Source organism: Emticicia sp. SJ17W-69 (assembly GCF_051209875.1).
GTDB lineage: Bacteria > Bacteroidota > Bacteroidia > Cytophagales > Spirosomataceae > Emticicia.
The window spans coordinates 4,855,422-4,879,003 of sequence record NZ_JBNTQY010000001.1; the positions used below are offsets into that span (position 1 = coordinate 4,855,422).

At 35.8% G+C, this 23,582-nt stretch carries 26 protein-coding genes; 14 read left to right on the forward strand and 12 right to left on the reverse strand.

Features of this window, described 5'->3' with window-relative positions; all coding sequences use genetic code 11:
• Positions 1–33: 33 nt before the first annotated feature.
• Positions 34–1,308 carry an ADP-ribosylglycohydrolase family protein gene (locus ACQUQZ_RS19865; protein ID WP_435356831.1) on the forward strand — a complete coding sequence of 425 codons (1,275 nt, stop codon included), beginning with the start codon at positions 34–36 and terminating at the stop codon, positions 1,306–1,308.
• Positions 1,309–1,343: 35 nt separating this feature from the next.
• Here ACQUQZ_RS19865 and ACQUQZ_RS19870 read toward each other — a convergent pair whose 3' ends face one another.
• Positions 1,344–2,606 carry a hypothetical protein gene (locus ACQUQZ_RS19870; protein ID WP_435357667.1) on the reverse strand — a complete coding sequence of 421 codons (1,263 nt, stop codon included), beginning with the start codon at positions 2,604–2,606 and terminating at the stop codon, positions 1,344–1,346.
• Positions 2,607–2,809: 203 nt separating this feature from the next.
• Between ACQUQZ_RS19870 and ACQUQZ_RS19875 the strand changes: the two genes are divergently transcribed.
• From ACQUQZ_RS19875 to ACQUQZ_RS19890, 4 genes are all read left to right on the forward strand, one after another.
• Complete coding sequence (locus ACQUQZ_RS19875) at positions 2,810–3,388, forward strand: DUF2911 domain-containing protein (protein ID WP_435356832.1); 579 nt, start codon at positions 2,810–2,812, stop codon at positions 3,386–3,388.
• A gap of 12 nt (positions 3,389–3,400) precedes the next feature.
• Positions 3,401–3,961: a DinB family protein gene (locus ACQUQZ_RS19880; RefSeq protein WP_435356833.1), complete on the forward strand. Its 561-nt coding sequence runs from the start codon at positions 3,401–3,403 to the stop codon at positions 3,959–3,961.
• Positions 3,962–4,123: 162 nt separating this feature from the next.
• On the forward strand, positions 4,124–5,011 hold the full coding sequence (locus tag ACQUQZ_RS19885; protein ID WP_435356834.1) for a sterol desaturase family protein: 888 nt from the start codon (positions 4,124–4,126) through the stop codon (positions 5,009–5,011).
• 61 nt (positions 5,012–5,072) lie between these two features.
• Positions 5,073–6,347: a PQQ-dependent sugar dehydrogenase gene (locus tag ACQUQZ_RS19890; RefSeq protein WP_435356835.1), complete on the forward strand. Its 1,275-nt coding sequence runs from the start codon at positions 5,073–5,075 to the stop codon at positions 6,345–6,347.
• Positions 6,348–6,429: 82 nt separating this feature from the next.
• Here ACQUQZ_RS19890 and ACQUQZ_RS19895 read toward each other — a convergent pair whose 3' ends face one another.
• Both ACQUQZ_RS19895 and ACQUQZ_RS19900 read right to left on the reverse strand, forming a co-directional pair.
• A complete protein-coding gene (locus tag ACQUQZ_RS19895; RefSeq protein WP_435356836.1) occupies positions 6,430–6,840 on the reverse strand; it encodes an FKBP-type peptidyl-prolyl cis-trans isomerase in 411 nt (136 codons plus the stop codon).
• A gap of 59 nt (positions 6,841–6,899) precedes the next feature.
• Positions 6,900–7,343, reverse strand: a complete 444-nt coding sequence (locus ACQUQZ_RS19900) for an FKBP-type peptidyl-prolyl cis-trans isomerase (RefSeq protein ID WP_435356837.1) — start codon at positions 7,341–7,343, stop codon at positions 6,900–6,902.
• A 271-nt stretch (positions 7,344–7,614) separates the two neighbouring features.
• Between ACQUQZ_RS19900 and ACQUQZ_RS19905 the strand changes: the two genes are divergently transcribed.
• Positions 7,615–8,244 (forward strand): NAD(P)-dependent oxidoreductase, encoded by a 630-nt coding sequence (locus ACQUQZ_RS19905; protein ID WP_435356838.1) that lies wholly within the window; start codon positions 7,615–7,617, stop codon positions 8,242–8,244.
• Positions 8,245–8,355: 111 nt separating this feature from the next.
• Positions 8,356–8,502 carry a hypothetical protein gene (locus ACQUQZ_RS19910; RefSeq protein WP_435356839.1) on the forward strand — a complete coding sequence of 49 codons (147 nt, stop codon included), beginning with the start codon at positions 8,356–8,358 and terminating at the stop codon, positions 8,500–8,502.
• A gap of 3 nt (positions 8,503–8,505) precedes the next feature.
• Here the strand turns inward: ACQUQZ_RS19910 and ACQUQZ_RS19915 are convergent, their stop codons facing one another.
• Both ACQUQZ_RS19915 and ACQUQZ_RS19920 read right to left on the reverse strand, forming a co-directional pair.
• Entirely contained in the window at positions 8,506–10,161 is a 1,656-nt protein-coding gene (locus ACQUQZ_RS19915) for an LlaJI family restriction endonuclease (RefSeq protein ID WP_435356840.1), read from the reverse strand.
• A gap of 31 nt (positions 10,162–10,192) precedes the next feature.
• Positions 10,193–10,558, reverse strand: coding sequence for a hypothetical protein (locus ACQUQZ_RS19920; protein ID WP_435356841.1), 366 nt, complete (start codon positions 10,556–10,558; stop codon positions 10,193–10,195).
• Positions 10,559–10,646: 88 nt separating this feature from the next.
• On the opposite strand from ACQUQZ_RS19920, the gene ACQUQZ_RS19925 reads away from it, so the two are divergent.
• Complete coding sequence (locus tag ACQUQZ_RS19925; RefSeq protein ID WP_435356842.1) at positions 10,647–10,880, forward strand: helix-turn-helix domain-containing protein; 234 nt, start codon at positions 10,647–10,649, stop codon at positions 10,878–10,880.
• A 4-nt stretch (positions 10,881–10,884) separates the two neighbouring features.
• On the opposite strand, the gene ACQUQZ_RS19930 is transcribed toward ACQUQZ_RS19925, so the two are convergent.
• Genes ACQUQZ_RS19930 through ACQUQZ_RS19945 form a run of 4 tightly spaced genes read right to left on the reverse strand, consistent with a single transcriptional unit; the run spans position 10,885 to position 12,643 of the window.
• Positions 10,885–11,655, reverse strand: coding sequence for an HNH endonuclease (locus ACQUQZ_RS19930; protein WP_435356843.1), 771 nt, complete (start codon positions 11,653–11,655; stop codon positions 10,885–10,887).
• Between the two features lie 21 nt (positions 11,656–11,676).
• The gene (locus ACQUQZ_RS19935; RefSeq protein WP_435356844.1) at positions 11,677–12,072 is read right to left on the reverse strand and encodes a type II toxin-antitoxin system VapC family toxin; all 396 of its coding nucleotides are present in this window, start codon (positions 12,070–12,072) and stop codon (positions 11,677–11,679) included.
• Positions 12,072–12,296, reverse strand: a complete 225-nt coding sequence (locus ACQUQZ_RS19940; protein ID WP_435356845.1) for a hypothetical protein — start codon at positions 12,294–12,296, stop codon at positions 12,072–12,074. Before ACQUQZ_RS19940 ends, ACQUQZ_RS19935 begins: the two co-directional genes overlap by 1 nt.
• An 11-nt stretch (positions 12,297–12,307) precedes the next feature.
• Entirely contained in the window at positions 12,308–12,643 is a 336-nt protein-coding gene (locus ACQUQZ_RS19945; protein WP_435356846.1) for a helix-turn-helix domain-containing protein, read from the reverse strand.
• A 213-nt stretch (positions 12,644–12,856) separates the two neighbouring features.
• Here ACQUQZ_RS19945 and ACQUQZ_RS19950 point away from each other — a divergent pair, with 213 nt between their 5' ends.
• The 4 genes from ACQUQZ_RS19950 to ACQUQZ_RS19965 all read left to right on the forward strand — a co-directional run bounded on the left by ACQUQZ_RS19950 (position 12,857) and on the right by ACQUQZ_RS19965 (position 16,007).
• Complete coding sequence (locus ACQUQZ_RS19950) at positions 12,857–13,882, forward strand: glycoside hydrolase family 43 protein (RefSeq protein ID WP_435356847.1); 1,026 nt, start codon at positions 12,857–12,859, stop codon at positions 13,880–13,882.
• Positions 13,883–13,992: 110 nt separating this feature from the next.
• Positions 13,993–14,646, forward strand: a complete 654-nt coding sequence (locus tag ACQUQZ_RS19955; protein ID WP_435356848.1) for a carbohydrate-binding protein — start codon at positions 13,993–13,995, stop codon at positions 14,644–14,646.
• Between the two features lies 1 nt (position 14,647).
• Entirely contained in the window at positions 14,648–15,508 is an 861-nt protein-coding gene (locus tag ACQUQZ_RS19960) for an alpha/beta fold hydrolase (protein WP_435356849.1), read from the forward strand.
• Positions 15,509–15,602: 94 nt separating this feature from the next.
• Positions 15,603–16,007, forward strand: coding sequence for a hypothetical protein (locus tag ACQUQZ_RS19965; protein ID WP_435356850.1), 405 nt, complete (start codon positions 15,603–15,605; stop codon positions 16,005–16,007).
• 62 nt (positions 16,008–16,069) lie between these two features.
• Here the strand turns inward: ACQUQZ_RS19965 and ACQUQZ_RS19970 are convergent, their stop codons facing one another.
• Both ACQUQZ_RS19970 and ACQUQZ_RS19975 read right to left on the reverse strand, forming a co-directional pair.
• A complete protein-coding gene (locus tag ACQUQZ_RS19970; RefSeq protein WP_435356851.1) occupies positions 16,070–19,225 on the reverse strand; it encodes a PVC-type heme-binding CxxCH protein in 3,156 nt (1,051 codons plus the stop codon).
• Between the two features lie 116 nt (positions 19,226–19,341).
• Positions 19,342–20,202 (reverse strand): ThuA domain-containing protein, encoded by an 861-nt coding sequence (locus tag ACQUQZ_RS19975; RefSeq protein WP_435356852.1) that lies wholly within the window; start codon positions 20,200–20,202, stop codon positions 19,342–19,344.
• A 218-nt stretch (positions 20,203–20,420) separates the two neighbouring features.
• On the opposite strand from ACQUQZ_RS19975, the gene ACQUQZ_RS19980 reads away from it, so the two are divergent.
• Complete coding sequence (locus tag ACQUQZ_RS19980) at positions 20,421–20,930, forward strand: CAP domain-containing protein (RefSeq protein WP_435356853.1); 510 nt, start codon at positions 20,421–20,423, stop codon at positions 20,928–20,930.
• Between the two features lie 113 nt (positions 20,931–21,043).
• On the opposite strand, the gene ACQUQZ_RS19985 is transcribed toward ACQUQZ_RS19980, so the two are convergent.
• The gene (locus tag ACQUQZ_RS19985) at positions 21,044–21,910 is read right to left on the reverse strand and encodes a LysR substrate-binding domain-containing protein (RefSeq protein ID WP_435356854.1); all 867 of its coding nucleotides are present in this window, start codon (positions 21,908–21,910) and stop codon (positions 21,044–21,046) included.
• Between the two features lie 149 nt (positions 21,911–22,059).
• On the opposite strand from ACQUQZ_RS19985, the gene hutH reads away from it, so the two are divergent.
• Positions 22,060–23,565 (forward strand): histidine ammonia-lyase, encoded by a 1,506-nt coding sequence (hutH, locus tag ACQUQZ_RS19990; RefSeq protein WP_435356855.1) that lies wholly within the window; start codon positions 22,060–22,062, stop codon positions 23,563–23,565.
• Positions 23,566–23,582: the final 17 nt, after the last annotated feature.

Consider the following 23,582-nt stretch of genomic DNA (forward strand, 5'->3'; position numbering starts at 1 on the left):
ATTAAACCCTAAAATTCTTTCAAAAAATGTAATATGAAAAAGCCTACCATTTTTGCCATTATTATTTGTTTTGGAATAATTTCTTGTACAAATTCGAGCAACGAAACGATTGTTTTTGATAAAACTCCAGTACCGAAACTTTCGATGACCGAAGCTCAGATTTATGACAAAGTACTGGGTATGCTCGTTGGCTCTGGCATTGGCGACTCAATGGGGGCTCCAACTGAAATGTGGACAAGAGATGCCATACAACTTGAATATGGCTTTGTTGATAGACTTGATTCGATGGTACGAGAACCTTCGCCCGAAGGGACTTGGAAAATTAACCTCCCTGCTGGTGGCACAACCGATGATTCTCGGTGGAAAAAGTTAGCTTCTGAGTTTTTACTTACCCAAAATTCGGAGTTGAAAGCGGAAGATTTTGGAAGTTTTATTGTTCAAAAATACAAAAGTGATGTTGATAATTTCAAGAAAATAGATGCTTTTTCGCCCGAACCTTATGAAGAAAATAGTCGAAAAATGGCTTGGTTACAAGAATGGGCAATCGTAGCAAAACCGTTTGTTGATAAAGATTATATTTTCTATCACAATGCTCTTAGTCGATTTTATGGTGGTGAAATGGTCTGTGGTGGAATGCTGTACGCTCCTACAATTGGAGCATTTTTTCCAGCAAATCCTTTAAAGGCCTATAAAGAAACCTACAAAATAAGTATTTTTGATATTGGATATGCTCGCGATATTAGCGGACTGGTGGCCGCCATGACGGCAGCGGCGATGGAAAAGAATGCTACCAAGGAATCAGTCTTGAGCGTTTTAAGAACCATCGATCCAGAAGGCTTTTTCAAAAGTCGTTTGGTTGGACGTACTTCTTATAGAATTTTGCGAGATGCTTTGAGCATTGTAAAACAAGCCAAAGCAATCACTGAAATAGATTCCAAACACCCACAACCCAAACGTCTAAAAGCTGACACTTTGTATATTTCTCAAATGTATAAAGCCTTTGAACTACTTGATGCTAAAAATCAAGATATGCCTTTTCATGCTGGCGAAATTCATCTTCAAGTGCTTACAGCTATGATTTTTAGTGATTTTGATTTTGAGAAAACAATCGCCTTTTTGGTGAATTTAGGCAGAGACAACGATACAACTTCAGCAGTTGCAGGTGGAATCTTGGGAGCTTTTTACGGCTATGAAAAATTACCAAACGAAATGAAAACCAAAGTCATAAAAATCGGTAAAGAGCAATTAGATGTTGATTTTGAACTTTTAGCTCAAAAACTGACTAAAAAAATCATCGAACAGCAATAGAAAATATAGGTTCGACTTTTAGGTCGAACCTACTACTATTTTTCAAACTCAACAATATGCTCAGAAGCATATTCATCATCGCCAGGCTTGATTCGTTTGACAAAAAAACGAGCTTTTTTACCTAATTTCAAGCAAGTATTTTTGGCTTTTATATCTTCATCCGTATTGAGTGGTTGCAAAGAAGGGTACCAAAGAATATACCCAGGTTTTTCAAAAAACAATTGTGGTTTTGTCCAATCTTGGCTGTTAATGGCTTCATCAAAATTAGGGTTTTTATTAAAAGAAATATAAACCTGACTACCATTCCAAGATTTACCAACTACTTTTCCCATCATCATTACCCAACAGTTGAGATAAGTATTCCAGCTCACTGATGGCCCCCAATGAAAACCACCCGTAGGAGAAGAGGCTGCCCCCCCACCATTTTCTCGTGGAATTTGCAAAGAAGCAATAGGTTTACCAATGCCATTGTATGGAGCATTAAAATCACTTCCATCCCATCTTTTTGCCTTACCGACTGGATTATCTAAATCTTTTAGTGCGATTCTGGCAACGCTAATGCATTGACCTGCCCACTCTTTTTTTGCATCATAAGTAGTTTCTTCATAAACATCGGGGTAGCCATATTCTCCATAAAATAAATAGAGATAATCACCACTCGCTACAGCCGAAGGGTCGCCTACACCTCCAGCAAAAGTGTTAGAGGTATTATGCGGTTTCATGATCATTCTTGCATTCAAATCTTCAATAAAAATTCCTTTATTTTCCCAACTTTTACCACCATTAACCGACTTCATAATACCAATTCTACAAACTGCGGCTGGACTTTTCTCACCTGTCAAACCTTGCGGCCATTTCGGACTATCTTTATAGCCTGTTTTGTTGAGAAAATCATAAGGAAAGGTTTGAGGATAATTTTCGTTGTGATATACCGCATAGAGTGTTCTACCTGATTTATCCTTAGAATCTTGATAGACCGTCTCGAACCAAACTGCTCCGTGCAAGCCATCTTCGGTTGGCAGCACATTTGTGGGCATTATTGGGCTGTGAAAATTATCCGCTTTGCTTTTAAAGGTTTCTTCGGCACTTTTTCCATCGGCATATTTCAGGTCTTTGGCATATCCCCAAAGCGGGTCTTCGCCATATTTTCCTGGAAATATGCGAAAAGTATCCCCTACCCACACTTCCGCCATATTGCAGTCAACGAATGAATTAAACTTAATTTTATCAGCAGATAATAACTTGAATTTTGGATTGAATGTCTGTGTTTTTTCGGTGGCCGAACAAGCATACAGCATACTTAAAATAGTACAAAAACTAGTAAAATATAGGAATCTTTTCACTTGTGTAATATTTAATTTGTTAAAATCATTAAATTTTCTCTTAGAATATTCCAAAATTAAGCAAGTTTTACAAATTAATAGAATATTCATTCATAATAAATCACTTATTATCGGCGAATGATTAAATTTGCTAAAACTTAAAATATCGATCAGCAACCATGAAAAAATCTTTTCTATTACTTTGCCTATTTGGCTTAATTGTAATGAATGCTCAAGCACAAAAATTGCGAGGAACCGACAAAAGTCCAATGGATATGGCCTATTATCCTGATAACTTTGCCCATGACCGTAAGTTTGCACCACAACTTATCGGCAATATGCCAGCTATCGTGCGTGTCACTTACAGCCGACCAGCCAAAAAAGAACGTGAGATTTTCGGAACTAAAATTGTGCCTTACGGAGAAGTTTGGCGTGTAGGTGCAAACGAATCGACCGAAATCAAATTCTATCAAGATGTAACCATTCAAGGTAAAACAGTTAAAGCTGGTACCTACTCTCTTTTTGCGATTCCAACCGCTACTGAATGGACGCTTATCTTAAATAAGGATTTAGACTTTTGGGGTGCATACAGCTATAATAAAGACAATGATGTGTTACGTGTAAGTGTACCTACAAAGAAAACTGAAGAAGTCATAGAAAATTTCTCGATTCAGTGCGTAAAAGGCAGTAATGATAAAGAAACTACCATGAAAATGGCTTGGGATACTACATTGGTTGAAGTGCCTATTTCATTCTAATCATATTAAAATATGAATATTTCACGAAAAAATGCCCTAAAGTCAATCTTTGGGGCATTGATTAGTTTACCTGTTTTTGGAAAAACTAAAGAAGAAAAAGACCTATTAGGATTTAAGGAAGAATTTTCTGAGGCTTGGAAAAGCTCGCTTGATTATACACTCAAACTCTATAATCAAATGCCCGAAGAAAAATTTGATTTTAAATATACACCTGAGTCTTTTTCGTTTCGTACACAATTTGTGCATTGTATTACTTTCAATACCGCCCAAATTTGTGGAAGATTAAATATTCCGAACCCTCACGACGAAAAAGAAAAGAAAAATAACTTTTGGAAAAATCTGAGTAAAGCAGAGTTGGAAGGCGAACTCAAAGAATTTTATGCTTGGGTTGAAAAAACTTTGTTTGAAACCAAGACCGAAAAACTCATGCAACTCGAAAATTATGCGGGTGGAAAGATCCCAGTATGGCGATTATTTTATGCACTCGAAAATCACATTATCCACCACCGAGGGCAAGTTGTTTGTTATTTACGTCTGAATGGCATAACGCCGATTGGGTACATTGGGTGGTGAAAAGATACACTATTTAATAAAACCTCATTTGTTATGCGAATAAACTCATAAAACTTCCTAAAACTAAATCATTAATTTTTAGGTTTAGAAATTAAGATTATCGGCAAAAATTAGAGCCGAGACTTCCAGTTGTGAAGACTCGGCTTTTTTCAATAAAACAACATGGAAAAATACTTTAAAATTATTCAAGGAGCATATTCTGGTTATTTCAATTACTTCATCAACGAAATGCTCAGCCCAAGTTGGCATAATTATTTTTATTGGTTAGTGGGTGCATCGTTGGCAATATGGTTGCTTGAAATTAAATTTCCATGGCGAAAAAATCAACCTTTGATTCGGGAGCATTTTTGGTTGGATGCTTTTTATTTACTGTGGAACTATTTCTTATTTTCGCTCATTGCCTATAATGCTCTTTCAATGGTAGCAGTACAAGCATTTAATGACTTTCTTGGACTTTTTGGCATAACAAATATTGTTGCTATCAATATCAGCAATCTACCTTTTTGGTCGAAAATACTCATTATTTTCGTGATGCGAGATTTTATGCAATGGGCCATCCATCGCCTTTTGCACAATGTTGGATGGATGTGGGAATTTCACAAAGTACACCATAGTACCGAAGAAATGGGTTTTGCTGCCCTCTTACGCTACCATTGGATGGAAAATGTCATTTATCGTAGCCTTGAATACATTCCGCTAGCAATGGTTGGTGTTGGTTTGACTGACTTTTTTATTGTGCATATTTTCACACTTGTAACAGGTCAACTTGGCCATGCCAATCTTAAAATCAATCTTGGGCCATTCAAATATATCCTTAATGGGCCACAAATGCACCTTTGGCATCATGCCAAGTATATGCCTGAAACTCACCCCAATGGCTTCAATTATGGCATCACACTTAGTATCTGGGACTATATTTTCAAAACAAATTATTGGCCATCAGATGATGAAAACTTACCAGTAGGATTGCCCGATGAAGAGCATTTTCCAAAAGATTTTATAGGCCAGAATGTTAGGCCTTTTCAACGAATATTTAGAAAAAATAGATAAACACAAAAAAACTTGTCGTATTTTTAGAGAAAAATTCAACCTCTCTAACTCTTCATCTTAAATGAAACAATTATTCGTTCGTTCAAGCTATATTCTTGCAAGTCTTGCAGGAGTAGTAGGCTTATTTGCTTACAAAAATCTCTCAGAGCCGCCTGTCAAACACAACAAAATCAATATTGCTGAAGAAATCAAACTTCCTGCTGGTTTTTCAGCAACGATACTTGGCACCGACTTAGGAGCAACTCGCCACATTACGGTTTCAAAAAATGGCGATATTTATGCCAAATTATCAAAATTAAAAGACGGCAAGGGCATTTTGCTCATGCGTGATACGAATAAAGATGGTGTAATTGACGAAACCAAATACTTTGGAAATTATCCAGGCACAGGTGTTACCATCAAAAATGGTTACTTGTATACTTCTTCAAATACAGGTGTGCTTCGCTATAAACTGAATGAAAATGAAGAAATTATTGACATCGAAAATCCAGAAAAAATAGTCGATGGATTAGTTGACAAAGGGCGTGATAATGCCAAACCTTTTGTGATTGACAATAAAAATAATATTTATGTAACTGTTGGCTCCTATAATGACCCTTGCCGTGAAAAAGGTACGGGTAAAGGCATCATGCCATGTTCAATTTTAGATTCGGCAGGTGGAATTTGGAAATTCAATGCCGAAAAAATGAATCAAACATTTTCGGACGGTATCCGTTATGCAACGGGTTTGAAAAATGCCGTTGGCACTGCTTGGAACTCAAAAACTAACACGCTTTTTGCAACTGTTCATGGTCGTGGACAATTCCATGATTTTTATCCGCAATATTATACACCCAAACAAAGTGCCGAATTGCCTGCCGAAACTTTGTACGAATTGCATCAAGGTGATGATGCTGGCTGGCCATATATTTATTATGACCAATTTCAGAAAAAGAAAATTGTTGCTCCCGAATACGGCGGCGATGGCAAAAAAACTGGTGGTGAAAAAGCAATTAATCCAATTGTGGCATTTCCAGCCCATTTAGGCCCTAATGACTTGCTTTTTTATACTGGCAAAATGTTTCCTGCTAAATATAAAAACGGTGCTTTCATCGCTTTTCATGGTCAATCGCAAGAATTACATAAAGGGTATTTGGTAGCTTTTGTTCCTTTTGTGAACAATAAACCTTCAGGGAAATGGGAGATTTTTGCAGATAATTTCGCAGGGATTGACCTCGTAAAACCAACTGGGCCAGTGCAACATCGTCCATGTGGATTGGCACAAGGCCCCGACGGAGCTTTATATGTAAGCGATGATTTAGGCGGAACGATTTATCGAATTGCCTATAAAAAGTAGATTTATTATACTAAAAATAAAGCTAAAAAGAGGTCTAATTCTTATCGAATAGACCTCTTTTTTTCATTTTTCCACACGAAAATTACCTTGCAGAAACGATTTCGATATCGAAAATCAAAGGAGAATTGCCTGGAATATCTCTTCCTGCACCTCTTGAGCCATAACCCAATGACGAAGGGAAAATAATTGTGCCTTTTTCGCCAACTTTCAATTTGGCAATACCTTCATCAAAGCCACCAACAACCTGACCAACACCTAAAGTAAAACTGAAAGTACCCGCATCAAATTGCTTATCTGACAAAAGTCTTCCTGCGTATTTTACTGTAACATTCTGTCTTGCTACCAAGGCTGCACCAGCTTCATTTGGTGAGGTAAGAATAAAACGTAAACCAGAAGGAGTTTTCTCGGTAATAGCTAAATTTTTACTATTGACATAACTTTCTATTTGCTCATCTTCAGTACCAGAAAAGCCATCTTTTTGACATGCTGCCATCATTAATTGAAATTTAAATTACAAAAATATATTACATCTATTCTTATCACACTATTTTTTTATCTTGCCGAAACTACCTCTATATCAAAAACTAAAGGAGAATTTGCAGGAATTGAGCCATTCGCTTGCGAACCATAGCCTAACGTTGATGGAAAAATAATTGTTGCTTTTTCGCCTACTCGCATTTTAGCAATTCCTTCATCAAATCCTTTAACTACACGCCCCGCCCCTAATACAAAACTAAAGTTTCCTGCATCAAAAGATTTACCTGATAAAAATGATCCTGCATAATTGACATTAATGGTTTGCCCTGCCTTCAAAGCCGCCCCAGAAGCATTGGTCTTTGTAACAATATAACGCAAACCAGAAGCTGTTTTTTCGGTAACTATCAAGCTTTTGCTCGTAATATAACTATTGATTTGGTCTTCTTCGGGGATGTCATCTTTTTGGCAAGCTGTTACAGTTATTGCAATAATTGCCAGAAATAAATAAATTTTACGCATAAAATTAGGTTTTGAGTTAGGTTTTTAGTCCACGGTCAATAGACGACAGACCACAGTCTATACATCATTGGTGTCAATAGAAGGTTCAAAATTAGATAAAAAATTTGGTAAAGTGCTTGCAAGAACTAAAAAACGACTAAATTTGAGACATTAAAATCTCTTTATAAAATATTGATTCGCTCATAAAGGCCCTTTGGCTTTTATAATTTTCGGTTTGTCGCTCCGACAAACACGAGATAATTGTGTATTATCAAATTTTATAAAGAAGAAAATGGAACAAATAACAAAAATCGCTATTCTTGGCGGTACAGGCAAATCAGGCAAATACCTTGTAAAGGCCTTAATAAAACAAGGTTTTCACTTCAAAATGCTTGTTAGAAATGCAGACTCTCGCCCAACAAGTAACCTTTCCACAGAAAATTCATTAGTTGAAATTCTCAATGGCGATGCCAATGATTATGAATCCATTCACTCATTGATTGAGGGTTGTGAGGCAGTTATTAGCACTTTAGGTAGTAGTCAAGCAAGCACACATCTGATTCGGGCAATGAATGAATGTCATATCAAACGTTACATTTTTTTGGCTGGCATTAATATCAATACACCTTTTGATAAAAAAAGCCCTAAAACGAAATTTGCTACTGATTGGATGTATGAAAATTACCCTATTCCAACAAAGAATAGGCAAATAGAGTATGAACTTGTAGCTGCCAGTAATCTTGATTGGACTTTAGTAAGGCTGCCATTAATTGAGCAAACTGATACAAGAAACACCATACAAACAAGTTTAGAAGATTGTGAAGGCGACAAAATCAGTGCAACAGATTTAGCTCATTTTCTGATTGAGCAGTTGAATGATAAATCTTTCATTCGACAAGCTCCTTTTTTGTGGAGTTTGTAGAGAATTTTGGCAGTGAGTCTTTTGGCTCACTGTTTTTTTTAGAGGTTTGAGTCGAAATTAAAATTTATAAAAATATGTTTTATATTTATATTAAATAAACTGCACCATACGATGAAAGATTTAACAAAAACAAAAACTTCAAATAAGGCTACTCATAGCATCAGAAAACCCGAAGGCTCTCCGAAAGTTATTTTCGGGGGTGGAAGAAATTTGGGTTATATATCTGATACGCTATTTGATGAAGATTTGAAAAATTGATTATCAAATACTTAAATCATAAAACTCAATCTTACAATTTTCTAAATCTCCAAACGCACTTGTTCCTTTTTCCACCGCCAGCAGTAGTTCATTTTCCCAACCTGCTGGGCGATAGATTTTGCCTTGTAACTTCCTAAAATTCTGCTCTACAAATTGCTCAATATCATCCGAAATGATTTTTTTGAACTCAAAATTCTTATTCAAATAAGCAATTAGTTTTATTCTAAAAACCGTTCTTGTATTTTTCTTAAAGAGTTCTTTTTGTGTTGTACTACTCTGAATATAAGCCGCTACCACAAACAAAAAATTGATATTATAGGCTTGCAGTATCAAGGTATCTCTATCAAAAAGTCGGTTGATGAAATGTTTATTACGCTTGAAATTTTCTTTAAAATCTAAACCATCATTCCGAAAATCAAGGTTGTCATTCACAAAGGCACTAATGAAGAAATTGGGTGTGATATTATAGCCTTCGGTGAGTTCGTCACAGTAGCGAACCTGCTTAGTATTTTCGCCCGAATTGAGCCAATTGATATTATACTGAATCACATTTTTGGCATACGTATATTGCTTTTCACGGTCATATTTGCTCAATTTGGCATTTGCTCCGTAATATTTACTATCTGCTATGTGATAAATGGTGTCTTGGTTGGTAAGCAAATCTTGATACTCATAAATATGGTCTAAAATCTTTCCATCGTCTTGTTCTTTCAAGCCTTTGGGTAGGTTTTCCTCCGCCAAAAGGCTATCAATCATGTCTTCAAACACAATATTAAAATCTCTGACCAGCAAGACTTCTTTAAACGATTTCTGAGCTTTAATTTTTTCGTTTCGTTCACAAAAAACGTATAACAAATGCCATAATTTCAACAATTTATCATTAAAATACTTGTATTTGATGCGTTTAAGAGTGCGAGTGCCATTATTGAAAAAATTCTTAAACTCAGCAACCGAGAGGGTTTTATAGAGCGAATTGATTGGTATTTTCAGAAAATATTTTTGGTTGAATGAATCCAATACACTCATAAAAAGTACAATCAACTCTTCATCGTAATGAACCATTTTTTGTTTATTGAGAGTATCGAGATAGTGAGGAGAACCATTCTGAAAATAGGCGGTTTTTCGGCTAATGGTTTTTGACCAATCGGTTTTGTGGTTTTGCGAACTATTTGTTTTCTTGATAAAAGTAAAAAGTTGTTGATGCTCTTGGTTGAAACGAATCAAACTCCGCATGATTTCGAGTTCAGAAATAGCCTGCTGACCAATATTTGAAACCACTTGGGCGAGGTCAGAGGTTTCGCTGATGCTACTCTGTGTATTGCGTTCTTTAAATTTTTTGATTGATAAAAACAGCCAAGTATTCATCTCGTACAGAAAACCCAGCTTATTTTCTGCTTTCAGAGCATTGCGTGTTTTTTCATTAGACATTAAATCTAAGAAATCGGTAGGGTTAAAATTACCAAATACTTTTCCCGAATCATCAAGAAAAACTTTTGGTAAAATCATCACTGGTTGTGCTTGGCGGCTGGCATCAAAATAATACCCTACGTAGTTGATTTTGCAACGAAAACCATCAGCCAAAGGCAAATAATAGCGTTCGCTCAAAATCGGCTCAAGTTGTGAGATTTCGTAATGATATTCTTCAAAAAGGATAATCATGCAATGATGCCATTAAATGTCAAAAAGCCTTTCAGTTTTTCCAAAACTTTGTTCGCCCTGTTTCTATATCCAACAATCTAAAAGCCGCCAACGAATAAAACTTTGTTTTTCCAAATTCATTCGTTAATTGTATTTTTATTTTGTTCGTATTAGCATTTATATCAAATTTGAATAACTCAACTAAATAAGACTTTCCCAAAGATATGCCGCCTTCTGCAATCTCATTCATGAGATGGATATTTTGAAACATCACATAAGTCAATAATGCTTCATAGTCTTTAGTGTCACGATAGATATTAAAAGTAAAACTTTCAATTATTTTTTCCTCAATTACTTTACCTGTTAAAGGTTCATAAATAGCCAGATTTTTGGTTACAATTACATTTTTGTGGTTCATAATAAGTTAAAATTTAAGATTCGGAAATTATTCCATTTTGGCATAACGCAAACTTATAAATAATTATTGCAAAATGGAATAATTATTTATGAAAAAAACTATTTATACAGAGCGAAGAAAATTTTTATCGGCAAGATTGATTGAAGCACGTGAAAGTGCAGGCTTGTCTCAACAAGAAGTAGCTAAGACTGAAATTATATCTCAAAGTGAAATATCGAAAATTGAAAATGGTCAGCGAAGAGTTGAGTTTTTATTACTTTTAGAATTAGCAAAACTATACTCAAAAGGTCTTGATTTTTTTATACCAAATGAAAATACATAAAGGTTTATTTAAAATTTTTCGACTCTAAATGTTTACGTAAAAATTCTTTACTTGGAAGAAATCGGTCAGGTAGATTTATAACTTTGCCTTCAAATCGTCCAAAAAATGGTTGATAGTAATCTCTTTTTATATTTCCTTTGAGTTCCGAAGAAATCAAAATTTTGTAGTTTTCATCAATCCCAATAAAACCTTTCTCAAAAGCTTTGTCATAAATTGAAGAAAGACAAATTCCATTTTCTGGATTTAGTCTTTCTTTTTCATGCTCAGCCCAAGGTAAAATATGACCCGCAACTAACATCTCTGAAATGTCAATACCGGAAATCGCACATTTTTTCTGATAAATTGAGAGAATAAGTTGTCTGAATAAATTTTGATTTACACGTGTTTTTACCTCTCGAATCTTAACTTCACCTTTCTTGTCTGATAAATCAACTAAAATAGGCTCATATTTTTTTTCTATTGTAGTTTCTTCATACTGAGTTAATAATCGTTCACTTTCAAAAAGCATTTCATCCCAATTATTAATAAATTCGTTGTATACTACTTCATCTAATTTACCCCCATTTGCCAAACCTTTCACTCCTCTTGCTTGATGATATGGGTCAAATCTTGCAAAATTACATAGCTTCATTGCAACTGCTCCAGCAGTTCTGTTTAAAAGCTTACTTAACTCTTGCACTTTGGGATTACTACCCGTAATAGTACCAAATGGAATTCTACAATATAAATTAAAAGCAACCAATAGTTCTTCTCGAGTCCAATTATTTCTTTGCATAGCTTAGAAAGTATATTATAATCAATTTTCAATCAATTGAATCTGAGAAGTATATTCTTTAAATTTCTCATCGGCAGAAATGATTGGAATATTCTCAATTAATGAAGTTGCAAGTAACAAACGGTCAAATGGGTCTCGGTGAGTATCTATTAGTTGTATTCTTTCATATGCTTCAATATGAGAATTTTTCAAACTCAAAATCTCAAAACCATCTTTCAGTAAACAGTTTATTAAATCACTTATTGATAAATCCAATTCTGAAAGCTTACCAATTTTTTGTTTGATGGCTATTTCGTAAAGACTTATCTGACTAACACCAATACTATTATTTTCTAAAATCTCTCGAACCTTAGAAAACAACTTATTTGGGGATATAATTGACCAAATAAGAATTTGAGTATCAATAATAAAGTCCATTACATGTAGTCTTTTAAATCATCTAAAGGTTCATTAAAATTATCGGGTATATTGTAGCCTTTTCCTGCTAAACTTCCCAGTTTTACACCTTTTTTCTTATTTTTAGGTAAAGTTTCTACTTCCTCCATAAACATAATTACTACTTTCGTTTTTTTGCTGGTCGGAGGAGTTTCGGCCAAAACAAATTGCCCGTTTTCGTAAATACCATTAATAGCCGTGTACATAAGCTTATTTTTTAAAACCCTAAAACACCCTGCACCGTATTTTTAGAGCGTATGTATTTAATTTTTTCTTCGGCAACTCTTAGCACTTGCTCAGAGTTGGTTTCACCCACAAGGTCATAGGCAACTCGGTCGGAGAGATACAGTACCAACAATTCTTGTTCGTCTAAGGCAAGCATATCGGCCAACTTCGTTATATGTTCACGGTTGGGGTGACGAAGGTTTTTCTCAAATTTGGCAAGCGTACTGGTATCAATATCTAACTGAGCTGCTACTTTCCGTAAAGGTAAATTTTGCTGTTCACGGTGCTGCCGTATTACTTCGCCAAACGTCTTTTTTATGGCATCCATAAGTTTTGGAATTTATATTTTGGACAAAATTTGTCAATAAAAACAATATTTCAAAATTTCACTTTGCTTTTTGCTAAAAAAATACCCAAATACAAAAACATACACACAAAATTACCCACAAATACCCAAATCATATTTTAGAGGCATTATAGGTTTAGGCAGAAATATCTCATAAATTAGCATGAATTTTACAACCTCAGCCAAGCAATAAAAATGCAAATCAAACCTAAACTATTCATTATTCTCTGTTTCTTATTTATTACTACCACAATCTCTGCACAAACACCAAAAACCACCTCAGGAAATCCAATTGTTGATGGTTGGTACGCTGACCCTGAAGGTGTGATTTTAAACAATGAATTTTGGATTTTTCCAACTTTCTCTGCTAAGTACAAAGACCAAGTATTTTTGGATGCTTTTTCTTCAAAAGACATGGTAAATTGGACAAAACACGCCAAAATTATTGATACTTCGGCCGTAAAATGGGCAAACAAGGCAATGTGGGCTCCGAGTATCGTCAAAAAAGATAAAAAATATTACTTATTTTTCTCAGCAAATGACATTCAAAGTTCGGAGCGTAAAGGCTTTGGAGCGAATAATCCTGAGAAAGATGATAAAATCGGAGGTATCGGTATTGGCGTGGCGTATCGTCCCGAAGGGCCTTATAAAGATTATTTGGGCAAGCCACTCATCAATCAGTTTTATAACAAAGCTCAACCAATCGACCAATATGTTTTTCAAGATAAAGACAAACAATACTATATCATCTACGGCGGTTGGGGACGCTGCAATATCGCCAAACTCAATAAGGATTTTACGGCTTTAGTGCCTTACGAAAATGGCGATTTGGTGAAAGAAATTACTCCAAAAGGCTATGTTGAAGGGCCAACGATGTTTATTCGCAAAGGAAAATATTACTTGATGTGGTCGGAAGGAGGCTGGACAAATGGTACTTATAAAGTAGCTTATGGTGTTTCGGACAATGTTTTTGGGCCTTTCGAGAAAAAATCTACTATTTTGGTGGCCAACGAAAAGGTAGCCACTGGTGCAGGGCATCACTCAGTCATCAATATTCCGAATAGTGATGAATGGTACATCGTTTATCACCGTCGCCCAATTCCGAACCTCGACCGTGACCATCGTGTGGTGTGCATCGACCGAATGTATTTTAATGAAGATGACACCATCAAAGATGTAAAAATGACATTTGAGGGTGTACAAAAAGTAATATTGAAGTAGGTATAAGTGTGGCAGGTCTTCGCATATTTTTCTAAAACATTGACAAATCTTAAGACGTGCCACACTTTATCCTCCTTTGCGGCAAAAAACTTAAAATACAAAGATATTCCATGAAAAACATTTTATTTTTTCTATCAATTTGCTTAATAAATCTCAACATATTTGCCCAAAAGCATTACAAAGGCAAACCTTGGGACGGAACTTTTCAAACCATTCCTGGAAAATTGGAATGTGAGAAATATGATTTGGGTGGTGAAAATATTGCCTATCATGATAAAGATAGCATCAATAATGGTAGCGGAAAACTCAACCCAAATGATGGTACTTTTTTAAATACTTTTCGCATCAAAGAAGGTGTAGATATTTCCTATACAAAGGCACGAGATATAGACAATAATCCATATAATGTGGTTGAACCGCTGATGCAACAATTATATGTAGGTTGGACAGAAGCAGGTGAATGGATAAAATATTCGATTGAAGTAAAGGAATCTGGTGAATACGAAGGTACTTTGATGTTCACAGCCAATGCAGACGCAAAAATCGCCATTGATATTGATGGAAAACCTTGGCTCGAACCAGTTTTAATTAAATCGACTTTTCATGAAAAAGAAACCATCCCTTGGCGGCAATGGCATCATTGGAATAAACAAGTAATTTTTAAAAGTCAAAAACTACGCAAAGGAAAGCACATTCTTACACTTAGAACCGTAGAAAAAGGTAATATGAATTATGATTTTATTGAGTTTATAAAAGTGAAATAATATGAAAACAACCCTTTTACTTACCCTATTCATATTTTGTTCTTTGCAAATACAAGCACAAAATGATATAGAAATCACCAAAGACATTGTGTTTGCAGAAGCTGATGGCAAAAAACTTCAACTCGATATTTATAAACCAAAAGCACCCAAAGAACCTTATTTGATTGTTTGGGTGCATGGTGGGGCATGGAATACTGGAAGCAAAGAAAATCCACCTTTGGGTCTATTGCCTTTTGGCTATGCTTTGGCAAGTGTTGATTTTCGGGCGAGTACCGAAAAACCTTTTCCTGCCGATGTACATGATATTAAAGCTGCCATTCGTTTTTTGAGAGCCAATGCCAGTAAATATGGTTATAAATCTGATAAAATCATCATTTGGGGAAGTTCTTCGGGCGGTCATTTGGCGGCATTGGTTGCTACGACCAACAATAATACTGTCTTAGAAGGTAATCTTGGCAATTTTACCAATACATCCTCCTCTGTGCAAGCTTGTATTGATTTTTTTGGTCCAACAAATTTCCTTACCATCCTCAATCAATCAACGCCACATGGCTTAAATGTGCGTTTGCCAGCATTGGCTATTTTGCTTGGAAAACCTTTAGACCAAGTGACTGAATTGGCAAAATCAGCAAGTCCTGTTTATCAAGTTGATGCCAACGACCCACCTCTTTTTATTGTTCATGGCGAACAAGATATTCAAGTGCCGATTAATCAATCCATAGAATTGATGAGTGCTTATAAAAGCAAAAACCTCAAAGTTCAAATTGAATTTATTCCCGATGCAGGGCATTCCAGTCCAGCTTATGCTAAAAAAGAATTGATGGAAAAGATTGATATTTTTTTAAAGGGAAGCGGTTTTTAAATAATTTTTATACAATTTTTTATTTACTTTACGCAACCTCATTTATTCAAATGCCGTATTGATTGCATAAATTTATTTAAAAAAACAGTTATTCATGAAAAAATTAGTAATTTTCTTCTCTTTCTTAACCATTCTAACAAGTTGTACTTCAAACGATGTAACTCCCAGCAATACTGGCATTAGTGGTATTTGGAAAATCAAATCATATATTGATAATAATAACCGTGATCGCACAAGTAGCTATACTGCATATAGTTTTGAATTTAAATCAACTGGTGAAATAATCGTTACAAGTAATGCTACCAAATACAATGGTACTTATGCAACAGTGATGGATAGTGGTAAACAAAAATACAATATCGTCATAGCTACTACTGATAATACATTGGCTGAAATAAACGAAGACTGGATTTTGAGCGAACAAACAGATACCACTCTCAAATTCACCAAATCAAGCGGTGGAAATGGTGGTGCTAAAACTTTGATTTTTGGCAAGTAATCAACAAAAAAAGGCACGTTTTAATAAAAACGTGCCTTTTTTATGCCTTTTACAAGAAATTTTTATTCCATCGGATGCTCTAAAAGCAATTTTGAAACATTATAAATATCTTTCTGTTTCACAACTGAAGCTCTCACTACTTTTACTTTTTCTGGCGAAATTGCGGAAGCTTTATTACCAAATGAGTTTCTTACATAAGTCAATACTGCTGCTACTTCTTTGTCATTAAGCAAGCCTTCAAATGGTGTCATTGGTACTTGGCCAGGGTATGTTTTACCATTGACGTCAATTTGTCCAAGCAAACCTTTCAGTACGATTTTGATCGCTCGGTCTTCATTGCCTGTTGCCCATTTTGTACCTGCTAATGGCGGAAATCCCGAAGCTGAAAGCCCATTTCCATCTGCCTGATGGCAAGTTGTACAATATCCTTCTTTGGCGTAAATTGTTTTCCCTAATTTAAAAAGAGCCAATTCTTCACCTTTTAAGACAGATACCACCTCAGCTTCTTTTTTCTTCATAACAGATTCGCCTTTTAGATGTGCAAGGGCAGTTTCGTAAGCATGAATCATCCAATCATCTAAAGGTTTCTTTTTGGCTTCTGCCAATATCGGTAAACCTTTTTCTTTGCCAATCCATGATGCTGCAACAATTGCATCTAAACGAACCCTGCTATTTTCATCTCGCACGGCTTGCATCAACAAAGCAGCTTGGTCAAGTACTTGATGCCCCGTAAAACGCAATACTTCAACTGCAGCAGCTCTTGCATGATAATCTTTAGCTTTCAGCATTTGGCGAAGCAATTTTTGGTCAACTTTATTTAAACCCCAACTTACCCAAAGAGCTTCTAATACATGATGCTCGTAGCGAGGGTCATTTTTATCTAAACTTGCAACCCATTTGGTGATTTTCGGTAAAACCTCTGCGGCACTTCTACCTCTCAATTCACGGCGAGTGCGGTAACGAGTACGGTATTCTGGAAGTTTTAAATTATCCAAAAGTGTTTCTACACTTGCTCCGTCAATCTTTGCGGGTGTCACCAATGGTCTTGAAGGATAAGTAATGCGATAAACTCTCCCGTGTGAATGGTCACGCAAAGGGTCACGAGCATTGTGTTGCATGTGACCAATCAAAATATTGTGCCAATCAATCAAGTAAAGTGACCCATCAGGTGCAAATTCCATGTCAACAGGGCGGAAATTTCTATCTTCACTTACCACCAAATCTACCCGATGTTTACTTTTATAGCCTGTGCCATCATCTACCAAAGAGTGTTCTTTCATTCCTAAAAAACCAATGGTATTATTGATGAGTAAATCACCTTGAATTTCTTCAGGAAAATGACGACTTGATACAAATTCAAGTCCAGAAGTTGGGCGAACCATGTGGTCTTTTTCTATGAGTTGAACACCTTTATGAGTGGCTTCTCCGTAACGAGGAAGCACCGTCCCCGGCATCATCCAACGCACATCAGGACTTGATGTTTCAGCAAAAAAAGGTTGTCCCCAATCATCAAAAGCAATACCCCAAGGATTTGGAATTGAAAGTTGAGCAGTTCGTTCTAATTTATGTAATTGCGGACTATATCTATAAAAACCACCATTCGTTGCCCGCACAGTTCCGTAAGAAGTTTCCACATTTGTATGTAAAAACACACCTTCACCCGAATATATTGCTCCTGATGGATCAACACAAAAAGCATGGCTATTATGGTGGGTATCGTGGTCATCAAAGCCACTTAGTAGGATCTCTACTTTATCAGCTTTATCATCACCATTGGTATCGGTATAAAGTTTCAGATTAGTTCCTTGAGAAATATAGACACCTTCAGGAGCAATTTCAAAGCCCAATGGCAGATGCAAACCATCAGCAAAAACGGTCTGCTTATCAGCTTTACCATCATTATTTGTATCTTCCAAAATTAAAAGTTTGTCATTAGGTTTTGCATCGCCTGGCTTATAATGCGGATAACTCGGCATAACAGCAACCCAAAGTCGACCTTTATTATCAAAAGACATTTGCATGGGTTTTGAAAGGTCTGGAAACTCTTGTTCAGAAGCAAACAGTTCGATTTTATAACCAGTAGGTACTTTTAGCTTATTTAAAGCATCTTGTCCATAAAGGTATTCCAAACTACCATTTTTTTCAGGATTAAAATTAGTCGTTACTGGTGGCAATGTACGTGTATTTTTATCTGCCGCAGCCACATCCATTTTTTCTCCCTTCGAGGCTGCCAACCAAATAGCCTTGTCACGAATATCAGTCATTTGACGAATCTTCTCAATTTCAGCAGGGTAATTATCTGGGCCAAATGGGTTATAGCGGCGACCATACGCATGTACGCCATTGGGAATCTTTATGTCGTTATGCCACATCCAGTTTTTTTCCATCACCGCATCATAAATCTGCTGACGGCGTTCTTCTGCTTTCGCAGGTGTTTTACCAAAAATTTTGTCCGAAAGTAAAACACCTAATTTTTTATATCCTTCTTCATTGAGTTGTGAGCCATCAATGGTCAAAGGTTCGGTAGTGCTTGCATACCAACTTTTTGAAGGCGTAAAAGCATCGACAAATAACACCTTATTTTGACTACAAACCTCACGCACGGCATTGGTATAAAGCAACAAATTTTCGTTTTCTTTCACACCATTTGGCAAATCATACTTACTTGTCAAATCTTCAAAAGCAATAGGTGAAACAATCGCCAATCGAGGAGCAGCAACACCATTATATTTTTGACTTAATGTATATTTAATGAAAGCATCCAATTCAGCTTTAAAATTAGCTAAGCCTGCTTTACCTTGAAAGGATTCGCTGTAACCAAAAAATGCAATGATAACGTCGGTTTTTAGGCGAGTAAGCCATTGGTCAGGATAATCAAAATGTCCTTCACTATTTGAATTTGTAGCATATTCAGTCTGAAATTTTTCTGCTCCGGGAAAAGCCCACGGTAGATTTCGACTGGCATGTGGACGAAAACCTGGCGTATCGCCACCATCGCACATATTACGAATGAATAAAGAATTATCAGGATAACGCACGTGCATTTCGGTCTCGAAATGGTCGTAGTTCATCATCCGTGAACCAAGATTTCCACCAATGAGCGATATATGACTTCCTTTTTCTATTTTGATAGTTTCTGGTGGAACAGGAAGAAACGAACTGACCAAAAAAACTGTCAGTACGAATATGCTAAGTAATATTTTGATATTGAGCTTCATGAGTTTTAAGATTATTTTTCGAGTGAAAACTATTAGATAGTAATGACGAATTATTCAATTTACAGCACTCTATGAATATTCACTCATTCTCTCATTCATTAATTCACTCATTGGTTTTATTTGACCATGCCACGATAAGGAACATTAATATCTATTCTACCCTTCCATTTTTTAGGAACTTTTTTACCTAATTCCCAATGGATAGCATTAATAACAAGTCTTTGAAATGCTTCCACTTGAAAATCTTCAGGATGACCCATTGTAGTAGTAAAAACCTTCGCACCAAAAGAATTTGTGCCAGTCCATGCTACAGGGTTTTCGATAGCTGCTTTGTCAGGATTGACTGATTTTCCCATCAATAGCCACTCAGAGCCTTTGGTTGGATAATCGGGTAAAACTCGATAAAGCCATGATCTTACATGAAAACTTGGAGCCACGCCTGTGAGAATTGGATGATTTTTTGCAGCAGGAATAACAGAAACATCAGTACTACTTTCATGACCATAGTGCGTGTGAGCGGCTTTCCCACCCCAGCCTGGAGGAGCATTCAGAGCAAATTCGCCAAAAGCATTCCATTTTTCGGAAGCATCGCCAGTGGGATAATTAAAAGCATGGGTTGTTGTTCGGAATCCCATGATGGGTTTTCCTGATTTTAAATACTTATCAATGTATTCGAGTTGGTCGGGAGGTAATTGTCGCCAACGGAGATAAAAAACCGCCAAGTCCGCTTCTTGTAAAGCCTCCAAACCCGGGATATTTTTCTCGGCATTTTGATTAGGGTACGCCTTCAGAACTTTAGTTCGAAAACCATAATTTTTTTCAAGTTCAGCAGCAATGAGCGGAAGGGTAAATTCGCCACTATACTCGTGGTCACCAGTCACAAACACAATGAGTGGTTTGTTTTTTGCTTGAGCTAAAGTTTTATTGACAATAGCACCAATCAGCAGAAAACTTAATAAAATGAAAGTCTTACGCATTAGGTTTTTATAGATTGAGGTTGATTAGAAGGCTTTTACCTTTCTTCCCATAAAAATAAACTATAAATTTTACTTAAAACAATTTGTGGAAGAAATTAATAAAAAAATTTAAAAATGACTCTGTTATCATCCTTCTAAGCTTTTTTATTTATAAATTACAAAACACACAATAGACAACCCTATCAATTACGTTAGGACTAAGAACTGAAATTCCTATTATGAAAAAAACGATTGCTTTTGTCCTCATTTCTGCTTTATTCTTTACTATTCAGGCGTGTTCTCAACCTTCTGAGCAAACTAGCGAAGGCGAATCACTACAACAGCAAGCAACACCTCTTCAACAAAAAGAAGAGCTATTACAGCAATCTGTTTTAGATTATGTAAATCTATACCGAAAAAGTAAAGGTTTAGCTCCTCTTCAAATGTTTCCCTTGATTACGGCAGAAGCGTTGCGACATAGCCAAAATTTAGCTGATGAAAAAATAGCTTTCGGACATGATGGTTTCGACGGTAGAGCTAAAAGGATAATGAGTCAGATAACAGGCTCAAATGCTATTGCTGAAAATGTGGCTTATGGAAAATTTACAGCACAAGAAGTAGTCAATCGCTGGATTCAAAGTCCTGGTCATCGCCAAAATATTGAAGGGAAATATACCCTTACAGGTGTTGGTATTGTACGTAGAAATGATGGTTATTTATATTTTACGCAAATATTTATCAATAAATGAGTAAATGTAAAATGCTAGGAAAATTACAGGAAATTTGCTATCAAAATAGTATCAATCAATTAAATACCTACATCTTCAAATTTCCAAATCTCCAAATTGTCAAATTATTCGTATTAAATCATCTCCAAAAATCTCTTTAAACTCGGATTTGGGCTTTGAGGGTTCCACAAAGCTGTTATTTCTGCTTTTTGAGGAATATTTTTCAACTCAATGAATCTAATATTAGCATTCGTAACACGACTAAAAGAAATCGGAATCAGCGAAATACCCAGATTATTTTCAACCAATTTCAATGTCGTATAGCCATGCACAGTTTCATGCGAAATCTGTGGCAAAAACCCTGCATCTTCACAAATACTCCACTGAATATTATGATAAATTTCACCATCAGATTTAGTAGGCAAAATAAACTTTTCATTCGCCACCTGAGCCATTGATTCAAAATTTGATTCATTCAAAAAATGATTTTGGGGCAAAACTAAAGCAAAGTTTTCTTGAAAAACCAATTGCTGTTGAAAGCGTTTATTCATTGGTGGATTTCGTAAAAAAGCAATATCCAACTCGCCTTTTTGGATAGCCAAAAGCTGCGAAGCCGAAGTCATTTCTGATAGATAAGTGTGAATTTCTGGAAATATATTATGCAATTTAGCTAATAAATCAGGCAAAAAAGTATGAATACACGAACCTACATAGCCTATTTTAACTTCGCCTTTTTGTCCCAATTCTACTTGTTTTACTTCATTCTTTGCTTTTTCTAAACTCTCAAATACTTTAGAAATTTCATTTCTAAAAAACTCACCTGCTACCGAAAGTTTCACATTACGTTTGTTTCTGTCAAAAAGCTTAATACCCAATTCTACCTCCAAATCTTGAATCTGTTTGGTGAGTGCTGGTTGCACAATAAATAGCTTGTCAGCAGCACGTTTGAAGTGCAGTTCATGGGCAAGCATCAGAAAATAGCGTAATTGTCGAAGTTCCATTAATCAATAAAAGTTATTAATAATATACAAAAATACTATTTTTTATTATTAAATGAAAGCTCGAATTTTGTATTCAGAAAGATACGAGATTCGAGATAAGAGAATCTGAAATCTCCAGTCTCGAATCCCATATCTTATATCTCAAAAAAATGGTAGCAACAACAATCGATAAAGCCCTTCATTTTATCAATAATGATTGGTTAGATATAAAAACTCTACAAAAAATAGCTCATCACAAGCATGATTTGGTACTTTCAGAAGAAGCACGCCAGCAAATCAATACTTGTCGCAATTACCTTGATGAGAAATTAGATAATTCTGATTGTCTTTTTTATGGCATCAATACTGGGTTTGGTTTCTTACAAAATGTGGCGATTGATAAAACGCAGATTGCCCAATTACAATATAATTTATTGCAATCTCATGCTTGTGGCTTAGGTGAAGAAGTGCCGCATGAAATCGTTAAATGGATGCTTTTTCTAAAAATACAATCACTTTCTTATGGACATTCGGGCGTGCAAGAGCAAACTGTTCAGCGATTGATTGATTTTTATAATTATGATATTACGCCTATTATTTATACACAAGGGTCGCTCGGTGCTTCGGGCGACTTATCTCCACTTTCACATTTAGCTTTGCCTTTGATTGGTTTGGGAGAAGTATATTTCAAAGGCAAAAAACGAGCATCAAAAGATGTTTTAGAGCAATTTGGTTGGCAGCCTATCGAGTTACAAAGCAAAGAAGGAATTGCTCTTATCAATGGCACACAATTCATGGCAGCTTATGGCATTAATGTCTTATTAAAAGCACAAAAATTACTAAAAATAGCCGATTTAATTGCCGCTATTTCAATTGATGCTTTTGATTGTTCCTTACAACCTTTTCATCCAAAAATTCATTCCATACGCCCACATCAAGGACAAGTAGAAACGGCTGGAGATATTTGTAAAATCCTGATAAACAGTCAAATAGCACATCAAACAAAAACACAGGTACAAGACCCTTACTCTTTTCGTTGTATTCCACAAGTACACGGAGCAAGCAAAGATTCGATTGATTTTGTGAATAAAACTTTCTTACAAGAAATCAATGCTGTAACCGATAATCCAAATATTTTCCCTGAAGATGATTTGATACTTTCTGGCGGAAATTTTCATGGACAACCATTGGCTTTAGCATTTGATTTGATGTGTATGGCAATGGCTGAAATCGGTAGTATTTCAGAAAGACGCACTTACCAATTACTTTCAGGACAACGGGGTTTGCCTTTGTTTTTGGTTAAAAATTCAGGTTTACATTCTGGCCTGATGATTCCACAATATACTGCGGCTGGTATCGTAAGCGAAAACAAGCAACTCTGTACACCTGCTTGTATTGACTCAATTGTCTCATCAAATGGGCAAGAAGACCACGTAAGTATGGGAGCAAATGCTGCTACTAAATGTATGCGGGTGTTGAATAATGTAGAGCGAATTTTAGCAATCGAATTGCTCACAGCCACCCAAGCTCTTGCATTCAGAAGACCTTTAAAAAGTTCAACAATCGTGGAAGATATTTATGAAGATTTCCGTAAAAAAGTGTCTTTCAATGATTCCGACCGAGTACTGCATAATGATATAAAACAGGCGGTTGAGTTTTTGCAAGACATTGTATAAAAATTAATTTTTCTATC

Excerpts from the sequence above, each read along its gene's own strand:
- ACQUQZ_RS19945 (WP_435356846.1), bottom strand. The coding sequence starts at position 12,643 with ATGGATGCCATAAAAAAGACGTTTGGCGAAGTAATACGGCAGCACCGT.
- ACQUQZ_RS19865 (WP_435356831.1), top strand. The coding sequence starts at position 34 with ATGAAAAAGCCTACCATTTTTGCCATTATTATTTGTTTTGGAATAATT.
- ACQUQZ_RS19930 (WP_435356843.1), bottom strand. The coding sequence starts at position 11,655 with ATGCAAAGAAATAATTGGACTCGAGAAGAACTATTGGTTGCTTTTAAT.
- ACQUQZ_RS19875 (WP_435356832.1), top strand. The coding sequence starts at position 2,810 with ATGAAAAAATCTTTTCTATTACTTTGCCTATTTGGCTTAATTGTAATG.
- ACQUQZ_RS19880 (WP_435356833.1), top strand. The coding sequence starts at position 3,401 with ATGAATATTTCACGAAAAAATGCCCTAAAGTCAATCTTTGGGGCATTG.
- ACQUQZ_RS19905 (WP_435356838.1), top strand. The coding sequence starts at position 7,615 with ATGGAACAAATAACAAAAATCGCTATTCTTGGCGGTACAGGCAAATCA.
- ACQUQZ_RS19870 (WP_435357667.1), bottom strand. The coding sequence starts at position 2,606 with ATGCTGTATGCTTGTTCGGCCACCGAAAAAACACAGACATTCAATCCA.
- ACQUQZ_RS19975 (WP_435356852.1), bottom strand. The coding sequence starts at position 20,202 with ATGCGTAAGACTTTCATTTTATTAAGTTTTCTGCTGATTGGTGCTATT.
- ACQUQZ_RS19935 (WP_435356844.1), bottom strand. The coding sequence starts at position 12,072 with ATGGACTTTATTATTGATACTCAAATTCTTATTTGGTCAATTATATCC.
- ACQUQZ_RS19885 (WP_435356834.1), top strand. The coding sequence starts at position 4,124 with ATGGAAAAATACTTTAAAATTATTCAAGGAGCATATTCTGGTTATTTC.
- ACQUQZ_RS19980 (WP_435356853.1), top strand. The coding sequence starts at position 20,421 with ATGAAAAAAACGATTGCTTTTGTCCTCATTTCTGCTTTATTCTTTACT.
- ACQUQZ_RS19950 (WP_435356847.1), top strand. The coding sequence starts at position 12,857 with ATGCAAATCAAACCTAAACTATTCATTATTCTCTGTTTCTTATTTATT.
- ACQUQZ_RS19955 (WP_435356848.1), top strand. The coding sequence starts at position 13,993 with ATGAAAAACATTTTATTTTTTCTATCAATTTGCTTAATAAATCTCAAC.
- ACQUQZ_RS19965 (WP_435356850.1), top strand. The coding sequence starts at position 15,603 with ATGAAAAAATTAGTAATTTTCTTCTCTTTCTTAACCATTCTAACAAGT.
- ACQUQZ_RS19925 (WP_435356842.1), top strand. The coding sequence starts at position 10,647 with ATGAAAAAAACTATTTATACAGAGCGAAGAAAATTTTTATCGGCAAGA.
- ACQUQZ_RS19915 (WP_435356840.1), bottom strand. The coding sequence starts at position 10,161 with ATGATTATCCTTTTTGAAGAATATCATTACGAAATCTCACAACTTGAG.
- hutH (WP_435356855.1), top strand. The coding sequence starts at position 22,060 with ATGGTAGCAACAACAATCGATAAAGCCCTTCATTTTATCAATAATGAT.
- ACQUQZ_RS19895 (WP_435356836.1), bottom strand. The coding sequence starts at position 6,840 with ATGGCAGCATGTCAAAAAGATGGCTTTTCTGGTACTGAAGATGAGCAA.
- ACQUQZ_RS19890 (WP_435356835.1), top strand. The coding sequence starts at position 5,073 with ATGAAACAATTATTCGTTCGTTCAAGCTATATTCTTGCAAGTCTTGCA.
- ACQUQZ_RS19985 (WP_435356854.1), bottom strand. The coding sequence starts at position 21,910 with ATGGAACTTCGACAATTACGCTATTTTCTGATGCTTGCCCATGAACTG.
- ACQUQZ_RS19970 (WP_435356851.1), bottom strand. The coding sequence starts at position 19,225 with ATGAAGCTCAATATCAAAATATTACTTAGCATATTCGTACTGACAGTT.
- ACQUQZ_RS19960 (WP_435356849.1), top strand. The coding sequence starts at position 14,648 with ATGAAAACAACCCTTTTACTTACCCTATTCATATTTTGTTCTTTGCAA.
- ACQUQZ_RS19920 (WP_435356841.1), bottom strand. The coding sequence starts at position 10,558 with ATGAACCACAAAAATGTAATTGTAACCAAAAATCTGGCTATTTATGAA.
- ACQUQZ_RS19940 (WP_435356845.1), bottom strand. The coding sequence starts at position 12,296 with ATGTACACGGCTATTAATGGTATTTACGAAAACGGGCAATTTGTTTTG.
- ACQUQZ_RS19910 (WP_435356839.1), top strand. The coding sequence starts at position 8,356 with ATGAAAGATTTAACAAAAACAAAAACTTCAAATAAGGCTACTCATAGC.
- ACQUQZ_RS19900 (WP_435356837.1), bottom strand. The coding sequence starts at position 7,343 with ATGCGTAAAATTTATTTATTTCTGGCAATTATTGCAATAACTGTAACA.